12 protein-coding genes are annotated in these 13556 nt (G+C 36.8%); 4 read left to right on the top strand and 8 right to left on the bottom strand.

Translation table 11 applies throughout. The features are described from left to right. Positions 1 to 62: 62 nt before the first annotated feature. The 3 genes from bcd to C1726_RS19285 form a co-directional block, all read right to left on the bottom strand. Positions 63 to 1160 carry a branched-chain amino acid dehydrogenase gene (bcd, locus tag C1726_RS19295; protein WP_053476942.1) on the bottom strand — a complete coding sequence of 366 codons (1098 nt, stop codon included), beginning with the start codon at positions 1158 to 1160 and terminating at the stop codon, positions 63 to 65. Between the two features lie 30 nt (positions 1161 to 1190). After that, positions 1191 to 2096, bottom strand: coding sequence for a phosphate butyryltransferase (yqiS, locus tag C1726_RS19290; protein WP_102274635.1), 906 nt, complete (start codon positions 2094 to 2096; stop codon positions 1191 to 1193). Positions 2097 to 2240: 144 nt separating this feature from the next. Then, positions 2241 to 4307 carry a sigma-54 interaction domain-containing protein gene (locus C1726_RS19285; RefSeq protein WP_102274634.1) on the bottom strand — a complete coding sequence of 689 codons (2067 nt, stop codon included), beginning with the start codon at positions 4305 to 4307 and terminating at the stop codon, positions 2241 to 2243. Positions 4308 to 4469: 162 nt separating this feature from the next. Between C1726_RS19285 and C1726_RS19280 the strand changes: the two genes are divergently transcribed. The 3 genes from C1726_RS19280 (at position 4470) to C1726_RS19270 (ending at position 7676) form a co-directional block, all read left to right on the top strand. Beyond that, on the top strand, positions 4470 to 4700 hold the full coding sequence (locus tag C1726_RS19280; RefSeq protein ID WP_102274633.1) for a DUF2627 domain-containing protein: 231 nt from the start codon (positions 4470 to 4472) through the stop codon (positions 4698 to 4700). A gap of 79 nt (positions 4701 to 4779) precedes the next feature. Next, positions 4780 to 6149, top strand: a protein-coding gene (locus C1726_RS19275; RefSeq protein ID WP_102271266.1) for an IS3 family transposase whose coding sequence is annotated in 2 segments (ribosomal slippage) — positions 4780 to 5245 and positions 5245 to 6149 — 1371 coding nt in all. Because the reading frame shifts where the segments join, the coding sequence is not laid out codon by codon here. A 157-nt stretch (positions 6150 to 6306) separates the two neighbouring features. Further along, a protein-coding gene (locus C1726_RS19270; protein WP_102271266.1) for an IS3 family transposase occupies positions 6307 to 7676 on the top strand; the annotation gives its coding sequence in 2 pieces (ribosomal slippage) (positions 6307 to 6772 and positions 6772 to 7676; 1371 coding nt in all). A gap of 55 nt (positions 7677 to 7731) precedes the next feature. Here C1726_RS19270 and C1726_RS19265 read toward each other — a convergent pair. Continuing rightward, positions 7732 to 8454: a glycerophosphodiester phosphodiesterase gene (locus C1726_RS19265; RefSeq protein ID WP_102274632.1), complete on the bottom strand. Its 723-nt coding sequence runs from the start codon at positions 8452 to 8454 to the stop codon at positions 7732 to 7734. 26 nt (positions 8455 to 8480) lie between these two features. On the opposite strand from C1726_RS19265, the gene C1726_RS19260 reads away from it, so the two are divergent. Continuing rightward, a complete protein-coding gene (locus C1726_RS19260; RefSeq protein ID WP_102274631.1) occupies positions 8481 to 8624 on the top strand; it encodes a YycC family protein in 144 nt (47 codons plus the stop codon). A 91-nt stretch (positions 8625 to 8715) separates the two neighbouring features. On the opposite strand, the gene spo0A is transcribed toward C1726_RS19260, so the two are convergent. The 4 genes from spo0A to ahrC form a co-directional block, all read right to left on the bottom strand. Then, positions 8716 to 9504, bottom strand: coding sequence for a sporulation transcription factor Spo0A (spo0A, locus tag C1726_RS19255; RefSeq protein WP_102274630.1), 789 nt, complete (start codon positions 9502 to 9504; stop codon positions 8716 to 8718). A 259-nt stretch (positions 9505 to 9763) separates the two neighbouring features. Continuing rightward, a complete protein-coding gene (spoIVB, locus tag C1726_RS19250) occupies positions 9764 to 11053 on the bottom strand; it encodes a SpoIVB peptidase (protein ID WP_102274629.1) in 1290 nt (429 codons plus the stop codon). A 122-nt stretch (positions 11054 to 11175) separates the two neighbouring features. Beyond that, positions 11176 to 12864 carry a DNA repair protein RecN gene (gene recN / locus C1726_RS19245; protein ID WP_102274628.1) on the bottom strand — a complete coding sequence of 563 codons (1689 nt, stop codon included), beginning with the start codon at positions 12862 to 12864 and terminating at the stop codon, positions 11176 to 11178. Between the two features lie 31 nt (positions 12865 to 12895). Beyond that, positions 12896 to 13345: a transcriptional regulator AhrC/ArgR gene (gene ahrC, locus C1726_RS19240; protein WP_102274627.1), complete on the bottom strand. Its 450-nt coding sequence runs from the start codon at positions 13343 to 13345 to the stop codon at positions 12896 to 12898. Positions 13346 to 13556: the final 211 nt, after the last annotated feature.

Raw genomic sequence — 13556 nt, 5'->3', positions numbered from 1 at the left:
AAAGACGCTAAACATACATTTAGCGCTTTGACCTTATCTTTTGTTCTTTCAATTACTGCTTATTATTTCTTACGGCTTAAAATGTGGTGACCATTTTGAAGGAATTGGCTGCGAGAATTACGCATTCTTTCAATTCTTTCTTCAGCCATACGGTCAGCAGCTTTATAAGTAGGAATGCCGTCACGTTTTGAGATTTCAATAACTTTTTCAATTGTGTCGTAAAGACCTTCAACTTTCTTCATTGCACGCTCAGCATTGTATCCATAAAGTTCGTCAGCAACGTTGATAACTCCACCAGCATTGATTACATAGTCAGGAGCATAAACGATACCCATTTCATCAATGATATCGCCATGACGCTCTTCTTTTAATTGGTTGTTAGCTGATCCAGCAATTACTTTACATTTGAATTGAGGAATTGTATCGTCGTTCACTGTTGCGCCAAGTGCACATGGTGCATAGATATCACATTCAACTCCGTAAATTTCATCTGGCTCAACTGCTTTTGCACCAAAGTCGTTTACTGCACGTTGTACAGCTTCTTTGTTAATATCTGTTACGATTAATTGAGCGCCTTCTTCATGAAGATGTTTACATAGGTGGTAAGCAACGTTACCAACACCTTGTACTGCAACTACTTTACCTTCTAAAGAATCTGTGCCAAATGCAGCTTTAGCCGCAGCTTTCATCCCTACGTAAACACCATAAGCTGTTACTGGAGATGGGTTACCTGAAGAACCGAATGCAGGAGAAATACCTGTTACATAATCTGTTTCTTCATGGATTAGATCCATATCAGCTACAGTTGTACCTACATCCTCAGCAGTGATGTAACGGCCATTTAAGCCTTGTACGTAACGGCCAAACGCACGGAACATTTCTTCGTTCTTGTCTTTCTTAGGATCACCGATGATAACTGTTTTACCGCCGCCAAGGTTAAGACCAGCTGCAGCATTTTTGTAAGTCATACCTTTCGCAAGACGCAATGCATCTTCAATTGCAGCATCTTCTGAAGCATATGTCCACATACGAGTACCACCAAGAGCTGGTCCTAATGTAGTGTCATGGATTGCGATGATTGCTTTTAAACCTGATGTTTTATCTTGGCAAATTACTACTTGTTCATAATCATACTTTTCTAGATATTTGAAAATTTCCATGTTAAAATTCCTCCCACTAATATGTGTATATTATTTTGTAGCAGAGCAGATCGCTAATGCTAATGAGTATAGCTTGCTCTCAGCTGAATCGGCTCTAGATGTTAAAACGATTGGTGCTTTTGCCCCAGCAATAACTGCTCCAACTTTTGCTTTTGCAAAGTAAATCAAAGACTTATAAAGGGCATTTCCCACTTCAATTGTTGGTACTAGCAGAATATCTGCTTGTCCAGCAACATCGCTTTTTATCCCTTTATGTTCAGCAGCAGTTAAGGATACTGCATTATCTAAAGCAAGCGGACCATCTACAATACAGCCAGTCAGCTGACCACGTTTATTCATAGTGGTCAAAGCGGCAGCATCTAAAGTTGCCTGCATCGCTGGGTTAACAACTTCAACAGCTGCGATTGGTGCAACTCTTGGGTTATCAACACCGATGCTTTTCGCTATTCCGACAGCATTTCTTGTGATTTGTGCCTTTTGCTCTAAATCTGGTGCAATATTCATTGCTGCATCGGTTACAATTGTGAACCGGTCAAAACCAGGAACCTCAAAAACAGCAACGTGTGATAAAACACTTCCTGCTCTCAGACCATATTCTTTGTTTAATACAGCCTTTAATATAGTAGCAGTTGGGACATTCCCCTTCATCAATACATTCGCTTCATTCAGTTTAACCGCTTTAACCGCATGCTCTGCAGACGCAGCTGGTGAATGAGTATGAATGATTTGAAGTTTTTCGTTTTTAGCTAAGTCGCCATGATGCTCTTCCATAATTTGAAGAATTTTTTCTTTATCTCCAAATAATAAGAATTTTGCTAAATTCCTTTCGAGCGCGGAAGCGACAGCCTCGATTACTTCATGATCTTCTGCGGCAGCAACTGCTACAGTTTTTTCTTCGTATTGGGTTGCTCTCTGTATAAGCGAATCCAATTCCATCGTCTCAACCCCTTTAAAGCACTTATTACAATTTCATGTTGCTACACTCATTATTTTAATATGCAAGAAGCGTGCCAAAATACAAATGCTGAAAAAACGCTTTTTCACAATAATTTATCATGCAATATTTTTCATACATGAAAATTATTGCATGCTATTATTTGCAATCCCGTATTTTTCAAGCTTATAGTACAAATTCCTCACAGACAACCCAAGGGATTTTGCCGTTAATGTTTTATTCCCATCCTTCTCTTGAAGGGTCTTAAGAATCATTCTTTCTTCATATTGTTCAACTAGCTGGGTCAATGTTTGATCGTTTTTTAGCGGTTCTTCCATTTGTACATTCGGTTTATTCATCTTTTTAATGAGCTCAGGAACATGATGCTCTTCTAGCTGAATTTCATGGTAATTCATAAAAATAATCGCCCTGCCAAGAATGTTTTCAAGCTCACGCACATTGCCTGGCCAATCATATTCCATCAGCTTTTTCATAGCTGATTCTGATATAGTTTCTAAATTGCGTCCATATTCCTGATTAATTTTTTGAATAAGCCGTGTACATAACAAAGGAATATCTTCTTTTCTTTTTCGCAGTGAAGGGATATGAATAGGCATTCTATTAAGCCTATAATACAAGTCTTCCCTAAAAGTTCCGCTGGCAATTCCTTTTTCTAAATTAACATTAGTTGCCGCAATTACCCTTACGTTTATGGGGATGGACTTAGTCCCGCCTACTCGGGTGATTTCCTTCTCTTGCAGGACCCTTAATAGTTTTGCCTGTGTATTGGCAGTTAACTCGCCAATCTCATCAAGGAAAATACTCCCATTGTTTGCCTCTTCAAATAGTCCTCTTTTCCCGCCTCTTTTTGCACCTGAAAATGCTCCCTCTTCATAACCGAAGAGCTCACTTTCTAAAAGCGACTCAGATAACGCGGCACAGTTAACACGAATAAATTTATTGTACCTCCGATCACTTCCGTTATGAATGGCATGGGCAAATAACTCTTTCCCAGTTCCAGATTCCCCTCTCAGCAATACGGTAGCAGGAGTTTTTGCACCAAGACGGGCTTGTTCAATTGCAATGGTCATCTCCTCTGAACGTCCAATGATATCATCAAAGGAATATTTAGCTTCGAGTGTACGAATAATTTGCCGGGCCCGATGCAATTCTCTATTTAAAGATTCAATTTCAGAAACATCATGGATAACTCCAACACTTCCTTTAATAATCCCATCTACAATAACTGGTGCTACATTGACAACCACTTGCTTTTTATTGGGACCTACCCTCATTGCCACTCCTCTTACAGCCCTTCTCGTTTGAAGGACCTTCATATGCATACTTTCCCCCTCAGAAATATCTGTTGTTGCAGGTTTTCCGATGATTTCTTCCTCTGAAAGGCCTGTAATACGAGAATAGGCTGGATTTATCAATAGACCTTTCCCATTCTCATCCACTACTGATATTGCTTCATCACTTGACTGGATAATTGCCTGGAGCATCGTTTGTATTTCCTTTAAATCCGTTATTTCTTCAGCTAAATTCATGACTTCAGTAATGTCTTTAAATACTGAAAATGCTCCTAGCAATTCATTTTTCTCGCCAATCATCGGAATCCTAGTCGTAATAACTTTTAACCCGTTATTCAATATAAGTTCCTGATTAGATTCAATTCGCCGAGTCTTCATTACCCGTTTTAATCGAGTATTTGAAATGATTTGATTGATCGGACGGCCAATCGCCTCTTTTGCCTTTATCCCTGTCATTTTTTCCGCGCTCCGGTTAAAAAGAATGATTTCTGAATCTTGGTTAATTCCAATCATCCCATCACCGGTTGTATTGAAAATTAGATCACGCTTATATGTCTCATTCTCGATACTTGAAATAAGTTTTTCTTTTTCTTCTATGAGACCGGCAATTAAAAAGGCGACAGTTCCCGGTATCAATACAGAGTCTTTCTTTTTTGCCTCACGAAGCTCTAGGAAAACATCCTGCCTTCCTGTTACTTCAACAATGATATCAATATCTTGATCAATAAATTTCTTCCAATCCGTTCCTGTTGGTATTCCCACTTCCCTTGCTTTTTCAATGCCAGGTGCTTCAGGATTACTATCAACTACCGCAATGACTTTTAGCATTTCTGTTTCTCTCATTATTTTTAAGATCGCCGAACCGCCTTTACCAGCTCCAACAATCATGACTGTTTGCATGTAATACCCACCTTTGGACCTTGAAGATTATTTCGCGAATTTTCTTTCTATTGTGCAATTTTTTTCACATATTCTTATTTTATACATGATTGTTGTGCTTGACAAATTTCTATATACATTCAATACTTTTTTTAGTAGAACAAAAAATGAAGGGATCTGCTGATGATAAGAATATTTGCTTTAATCATATTATTAATACCAGGATTTTTAGCAGCATATGGCATTAAATTAATGAGAGATATGGTTTTTGGCATTTTGCAAAGCCCTTTCCCATATTTATGGATGCAGTTTCTTGCAGGCATGCTCTTATTTTTACTTGGACTCGGCTTTGTCGCAGGCTTTATCCTTTACCGTGATCGAAAAAGAAATAAAGTACAAAATCGTTTTAAGTAAAAAATAAAAGCAATCGGCCGTAAAAATGAACTGCCCCATAAATGTTAGACATCAAACTAACATTTATGGGGGTTTTTTAATGGCTAAATTTACTGCAGAACAAAGGATTCTAATTGTTTCAAGGTATTTAAATGGGAATGAATCTATCAATGAGATTGCGCGGGAGGTTCAGGTAAAACCAACTATTTTGAGTGGATGGATTCGCCTATACGAACAACATGGCATTGAAGCTTTTCTAAAAAGCTATACAAGTTATTCAACTCAGTTTAAAATGGATGTACTAAATTATATGATCGAAACGGGTACATCTTCTATTGATACAGCTGCGATATTTAATATTTCTTCTCCTGGAATGATACGAAATTGGAGATTAAAGTTAAATCGAGATGGATTAGACGCCCTACAACCAAAGAAAAAGGGGCGACCATCTATGAAGAAAGAAACAAAGAAAATTGATTCAAAGAAAGAAACACCAAAACTAGTTGAAGATACGGTAGAAGTACTACAAGCGAAAATTGAGCGTTTAGAAATGGAGAATGCCTACTTAAAAAAGTTGAACGCTTTAGTTCAAATGCAGGAAAAATTACAAACAAAATCAAAGCGCAGGTAATTTTTGAACTAAAGCATATGTATGAAGTTGTAGATTTAGTTGAAGTCGCTGACATTCCACGTAGTACGTATTATTATTGGGAGAAAAAATTAAATCAACCTGATAAATATGCGAACGTAAAAGAAAGTATTAAAGAGATTTTTCATGAACATAAGGGTCGTTATGGACACCGTCGGATCACGAAAGAACTAGAGAAACGAGGGTTTAAACACGATAAAAAAACCATCAATCGTTTAATGAATGATATGGACTTACTATGCTTAGTCCGCATGAAAAAGTACCGTTCTTATAAAGGTAATGTGGGAAAAGTTGCTCCTAACATCCTAAACCGTGATTTTTCTGCAGAGAAAGTGAATCAAAAATGGGTAACCGATGTGACGGAATTCCACCTATTCGGTGAGAAACGTTACCTCTCTCCAGTACTTGATTTGTGTAATGGTGAAATCATTGCTTATAACGTCATGAAACGTCCTGTTTATAAATTGGTCGGAGAAATGTTAGTCCAAGCAATAGAACGTCTTCAGCCAGGAGAGCAAGTGATTCTTCATTCAGATCAAGGCTGGCATTATCAAATGAAACAATATCAAAAAACATTAGAACAGCACCAAATTACGCAGAGTATGTCTCGAAAGGGAAACTGTTTGGACAATGCAGTCATGGAAAACTTCTTTGGCTTATTAAAGTCCGAACTCCTTTATCTACAGGATTTTGACAGTATAGAGCATTTTGAAAAGGAATTAGCTGATTATATTCACTATTACAATCACAAACGAATGAAGGCAAAATTAAAAGACCTGAGTCCGGTGGAATACCGAACTCAAGTCTTAAAAGTTGCATAAAATTATTTGTCTAACTTTATTGGGTCAGATCAAAATGCCGATTGCTTTTTTTATGTTATTTGTTTTTGATTTGCAACGCCTTCACAGGATCATCTGTAATAACNTGAACTGCCCCATAAATGTTAGACATCAAACTAACATTTATGGGGGTTTTTTAATGGCTAAATTTACTGCAGAACAAAGGATTCTAATTGTTTCAAGGTATTTAAATGGGAATGAATCTATCAATGAGATTGCGCGGGAGGTTCAGGTAAAACCAACTATTTTGAGTGGATGGATTCGCCTATACGAACAACATGGCATTGAAGCTTTTCTAAAAAGCTATACAAGTTATTCAACTCAGTTTAAAATGGATGTACTAAATTATATGATCGAAACGGGTACATCTTCTATTGATACAGCTGCGATATTTAATATTTCTTCTCCTGGAATGATACGAAATTGGAGATTAAAGTTAAATCGAGATGGATTAGACGCCCTACAACCAAAGAAAAAGGGGCGACCATCTATGAAGAAAGAAACAAAGAAAATTGATTCAAAGAAAGAAACACCAAAACTAGTTGAAGATACGGTAGAAGTACTACAAGCGAAAATTGAGCGTTTAGAAATGGAGAATGCCTACTTAAAAAAGTTGAACGCTTTAGTTCAAATGCAGGAAAAATTACAAACAAAATCAAAGCGCAGGTAATTTTTGAACTAAAGCATATGTATGAAGTTGTAGATTTAGTTGAAGTCGCTGACATTCCACGTAGTACGTATTATTATTGGGAGAAAAAATTAAATCAACCTGATAAATATGCGAACGTAAAAGAAAGTATTAAAGAGATTTTTCATGAACATAAGGGTCGTTATGGACACCGTCGGATCACGAAAGAACTAGAGAAACGAGGGTTTAAACACGATAAAAAAACCATCAATCGTTTAATGAATGATATGGACTTACTATGCTTAGTCCGCATGAAAAAGTACCGTTCTTATAAAGGTAATGTGGGAAAAGTTGCTCCTAACATCCTAAACCGTGATTTTTCTGCAGAGAAAGTGAATCAAAAATGGGTAACCGATGTGACGGAATTCCACCTATTCGGTGAGAAACGTTACCTCTCTCCAGTACTTGATTTGTGTAATGGTGAAATCATTGCTTATAACGTCATGAAACGTCCTGTTTATAAATTGGTCGGAGAAATGTTAGTCCAAGCAATAGAACGTCTTCAGCCAGGAGAGCAAGTGATTCTTCATTCAGATCAAGGCTGGCATTATCAAATGAAACAATATCAAAAAACATTAGAACAGCACCAAATTACGCAGAGTATGTCTCGAAAGGGAAACTGTTTGGACAATGCAGTCATGGAAAACTTCTTTGGCTTATTAAAGTCCGAACTCCTTTATCTACAGGATTTTGACAGTATAGAGCATTTTGAAAAGGAATTAGCTGATTATATTCACTATTACAATCACAAACGAATGAAGGCAAAATTAAAAGACCTGAGTCCGGTGGAATACCGAACTCAAGTCTTAAAAGTTGCATAAAATTATTTGTCTAACTTTATTGGGTCAGATCAAAATGCCGATTGCTTTTTTTATGTTATTTGTTTTTGATTTGCAACGCCTTCACAGGATCATCTGTAATAACTGCCGAGCAGCCAATCGCAAAAAATCTTTGTAAATCCTTCTCTTTATTTACTGTATAGGGTCTTACCGCAACTCCATAATCTACAGATGCTCTAACCAATTCATTAGGAGCAGCTGTATGCTTAGGATGGATGCTCTTTGCACCTATCGACTCCGCATAAACCCAAGGCATATATAACCCTTCTGAAAACAATGGAGCTGTTTCAATCTCTTGATCAATCCTATAGCAATAAACAATACTATAATGATTAAATGAAGATAGGATTACCCTATCTTTCATTTTATACGCATGAATAAGATCAATGACCTTTTCCTCCATACCTTTATAAGGAAATACCCCGTTTTTTAATTCGATATTACAGACGATTTGATTTGTCGTCATCCATTCAAATACTTCCTCTAATGAGGGGATCGATTCTTTTTGTAAAAGCTTTTTCTTTTTATAACTAGCATCTAGCTTTCTAATTTCTTTAAAGGTAAAATCTTTAACAAAGCCTTTTCCATTTGTGGTCCGATCCACTTTTTCATCATGGATCACTACCAATTGTCCATCCTTTGTCAACTGTACATCAAGCTCAAGACCATCAGCACCTGCTATAGCTGCTTCCTTAAATGCTTTCATTGTATTTTCAGGATATACTTGCGAATACCCTCTATGAGCAAATATAAGCGTCATCAAATCACCCCTTTGGAGGAATAAAAATGAAACCTTTACAAATATCAGCTGATACGGCAAAAATGCTAGCTGAAAAATTAAAACTTCCAATCGAACAAATTATGCACATGCCACAGCATATTTTAATTCAAAAAATGATGGAAGCAGAAAATAAAACTACCGAAGAATAATGTCGTAATACGTATATGTATATTATTCCGAAAAAAAAGCGCTCCTAATTAAGAGCGCTCAAAATTTATTATGACACGGGCTCTATCCCTTTCAAGAAGCTTTATGTTCTAAACGCAGTTTATCAGCCACCATCGCAATGAACTCCGAATTTGTCGGTTTTGCCTTAGACATGCTTACCGTGTAACCAAATAATGAAGAAATTGAATCAATATTGCCCCGGCTCCAAGCAACTTCTATCGCATGGCGAATTGCCCGTTCTACACGGCTTGCCGTGGTATTGTATTTTTTAGCAATATCTGGATATAAAACCTTGGTAATGGAACCAAGAAGTTCAATATCATTATACACCATTGAAATTGCCTCACGAAGATACATATATCCTTTAATATGTGCGGGCACTCCAATTTCATGAATAATGCTAGTAATGCTTGCGTCAAGATTTTTTGGCTTTGACTCTGCCTGAGGACGATAGTTCGATGAGGACTTTCTAATAATCGGATTAGACTTTCCGCTAACTTGTCGAATATGTCTTGCTAAATTATCCATATCAAACGGTTTTAAGATAAAATAAGATGCCCCTAAATCAACAGCTTTCTTTGTAACGTCTTCCTGGCCAAATGCTGTTAGCATGATTACGTTTGGCAGTTGCGCTTTTTTCATATCCCGCAATCTTTCAAGTACTGCAAGCCCATCCAAATGAGGCATAATAATATCCAATACAAGAACATCCAACTCTTCATGTTCAAGGATATCCAAGCAATCCTGCCCATTATGAGCAACACCTATAACCTCCATATCATCCTGAGATGAAATGTATTCATCTAAAAGACCGACAAGCTCTCGATTGTCATCAACCACACATACTTTAATTTTTTTCACTTATTCTTTCCTCCTCGAACCATGTTAGTCTCTTTGCCATCTATATTTTTATTCTAAATGAGAAATTCGACAATGCAACAGAAATTCCTTTAGTTTTTTTAAATTTTCTCAAAAATAGGATAAAATCAGTAGTTTTCTTTTATTTTCTCTCTTTTTCGACTAATTTCATTAATTTTGTCGAATAATCTTTATTACATTATATCATAAATGAAAAGGACAGAAGGTTTCCCTTCTGTCTCTCCATCATTTACATATTTCATTAAGATGCTTTCTCTCTCGGCTGTTCATAGATGTTAATCCCTGCTTCATGAAGCATCCATTCAATATGGACCCCATAGCCCGAAGTTGGATCATTTACAAATACATGGGTAACTGCCCCAATTACTTTATCATTTTGTATAATGGGACTCCCGCTCATCCCTTGAACAATTCCTCCAGTTTTCGCTAATAGCTTAGGATCCGTTACTTTGATTACCATCCCTTTTGTTGCTGGAAACTTCTGAGGGATCGTGCTTACAATTTCGATGTCAAAAAGATTCACTTCATCATTATCCACAACAGTTAATATTTGTGCCGGACCTTCTTTCACTTGGTGTGATAAAGCTATTGGCATCGGTTTATCAAGAATGCCATTTTGAACATCTTGATTTAACTTGCCAAAAATACCAAATGGACTGTTTTTAACGATATTTCCTATGACTTCTTTATCTGGAGAAAAACGCGCAAGTTTTTCTCCGGGATTCCCATTGCTCCCTTTTTCGATTGAGGTGACCGTTGAACGGACAATCTGTCCATCATCAACGACAATCGCCTTCTTCGTATCCATATCAGAAATGACATGGCCTAATGCTCCATACTTCCTTGATTCTGGATGGTAAAAAGTCATCGTACCAATTCCTGCTGCTGAGTCTCTAATATATAAGCCGAGTTTATATGAACCCTCTGCCTTATCTTTCTGAGGAGTTAATTCAGTTGATATCTTTTCATTTTCACGATTAAGCATTATTTTTAGGGGAGTGCTTGTATTTCCTGCTTCTTGAACAAATGGAGCAACATCTGACATTTTTTCAATCTTTTTCCCGTTTATCTCTGTTATAATATCCCCTATTTTTATTCCAGCTAATTCTCCAGGGGATGCTTTTCCATCTAATGTGTCAATCTGATGGTGGCCAACAACAAGTACACCAATCGTATTTAATTTTACCCCAATTGACTGACCGCCTGGAATGACTTTAAAATCTTTCAACACATTTACATCAACCTTTTTGATTGGAAAACCCGCTAGCTCTAAAAACATTTCATTTTCCCCATGTTTGTTTCCTTCCAGGGACAATGAATGTATATCTTCTTTAAGTGCAATGCTTTCATTATTGTAAGACAGTTCTGCCGACACCATTTTTGCCTTTGCCATTTCAAAGTGCTGGCCTTCAAAAAGGGTAATCTTGTTTGGAATATGCAAATATTCTTGAAAGGGTTTTGAGAAACCAATTGCAATTAATGAAACAAGGAGAATTCCACCAATTATTTTTCTAAAAACATTTAATGTCAAATTTTTCACTCTCCTCGCTTCTAATCCACAACGTCAAATGGCTACATCTTTAATTTTGCCTGCAAGTCGAGCATTTATAACTGATATAGAGAGAAAAAAGCTATCCTCCTTTGGATAGCTTTTCAATGTATCTTTAATTGCTCAGCAAGTTGAAGAAGCTCCTTTGCATGTTCCTTCGTTAACTCAGTAATTTCTACACCGGAAATCATCCGGCCAATTTCTTTAATTTTTTCAGATTCATTCAGCGGTTTAACCGTTGTTTTTGTTCGCCCTTCGATGATGTTCTTTGCAATATATAAATGGGTATCAGCCATTGCAGCTACTTGAGGCAAATGAGAAATACATAAAACTTGTGAATTAACAGCTACCTTATGAATTTTTTCGGCAATTGCCTGGGCAACCCTGCCACTTACCCCAGTATCTACTTCATCAAAAATGATGGAAGTTACACCTTGATGCTTAGAAAATATACTCTTTAGAGCAAGCATTATTCTTGAAAGCTCTCCGCCTGAGGCAATCTTAGAAAGTGGCTTTAATGGTTCGCCTGGATTTGTAGAAAGATAAAATTCTCCTTTATCCATTCCATTCCTCGTAAAGCTATCTATATTTTTGATAAATTGAACCTCAAATACAGTTTTCTCCATATAGAGCTCTTTTAATTCTTTATGAATTAATTTTGTTAAATTTTGTGCAGAAATTTTACGAAGGGCACTCAATTCTTCGGCTTCAATTAAAAGGTCCTTTCTTAGAGAAGCAATTTCCTTTTCTAGCTGACCAATATGTGTTTCCTTATTTAGCAATGTTTCTATTTCTTCTTCAATTTTTGAAGAATATTCTAGAATTTCTTCTACAGTCTTGCCATATTTTCGTTTCAATTGATTGATTTCATTTAATCTGTCTTCAATTTCAGCTAATCTTGCTGGGTCATATTCTAGAAAATCCATTTCATTCCGAATCGTGCGTGCTGCATCTTCCAGCTGATAAAAGCTATTTGATACAGATTCAGCTAATTCCTTATAAGAAGGATCAAGCTCCGCAGCATTTTGAATATGCCCCATTACAAGGCCAATCCAATCAAGCCCTTTATATTCCCCATGTAATCCATTGTATCCTGATTGCAGTGAGTCATATACCCGTTCAAAATTACTTAACTTCCGTTTCTCTTCAATTAGCTCCTCATCTTCATTTAACCTCAAGTCCGCCGTACGAATTTCATCTAGCTGAAATTGAATCAAATCAAGCCGATGTGCCATTTGCTGGTCATTCTCACTTAGATTCTTTAACTGTTTTACCTTTTGTTCGTAAGCGTGATACACTTTTTGATATTCATTAAGAGCAAAAGAAATTTTTTCTCCGCCAAATTGGTCAAGAAGGGAGAGGTGCATGGTTTCATCCATCAGTTCCTGATGTTCATGCTGCCCGTGTATATCAATAAGTGTACTGCCGATTTCCCTTAAGGTTGAAATTGTAACAAGCTTCCCGTTAATGCGGCAAACACTTTTCCCATTCCTTGAGATATCCCTTCGTAAAATAGCCATCCCGTCTTCAAGCTCAATTCCAAATTCATTTGCCTTTGCAAAGCATGGATGGTTTGGATCATCCAGTTGGAATAACCCTTCTATTTCAGCCTTTTCCGAACCATGACGTACGAACTCAGCTGAGCCTCTTCCACCTACAAGCAAATGAATGGCATCAATAATAATTGATTTTCCCGCTCCTGTTTCCCCGCTTAATACAGTTAAGCCCTTATCAAAGGAAATTGATAGGGCTTCAATTATTGCAAAATTTCTTATCGATAATTCAGTTATCATGAAGTTCTCTCACCCCATACCAAGAATAAAGTTAAAGCATTTCAAGAAATCGATTTGAAATTGCTTCTGTATCCTCTGGTGTTTTACAAATAATTAAGATTGTGTCATCTCCGCAAATCGTTCCTAATATCTCTTCCCAATCAAGATTATCAATTAATGCCCCAATAGCCATTGCATTTCCTGGCAAGGTCTTCATGACAAGAAGATGTCCTGCAGTGTCAATTCGAACGAATGCATCCATAAGGTTTCTTCTAAGCTTTTGTAATGGATTAAAGCGTTGATCAGCAGGAAGACTGTATTTATACCTCCCATCAATTAAAGGTACTTTTACAAGATGTAGCTCTTTAATATCCCTTGAAACCGTTGCCTGTGTTACATTGTAACCAGCACTTTTTAGCTCATCAACAAGATCATCCTGTGTTTCAATATCATTATTTGCAATAATCTCACGAATTTTTATATGACGTTGACCTTTGTTCATTATTTCACCTCAATATATGTTTCTTTCCTAAAAGACTTTGCTCGCAAAATGGGATAAATACTTTAAGGAAAAAATACTAAATCCTACCTATATGTTAGCTGATTTTCCCTATAATGTACAATTTTTCTTCAATTTCCGGGGGAATATTTACCGCAAACTAACATAAATTATTTTTAGCTCTTTCCTATTCCACGAGAAAAAAAGAGAAATA

This window comes from Cytobacillus massiliigabonensis (genome assembly GCF_900199725.1).
In the GTDB taxonomy this organism is placed as follows: Bacteria; Bacillota; Bacilli; order Bacillales; family Cytobacillaceae; genus Cytobacillus; species Cytobacillus massiliigabonensis.
Note: the sequence above shows the minus strand (reverse complement) of the source record. Positions and strands in the feature narration are given on the sequence as shown.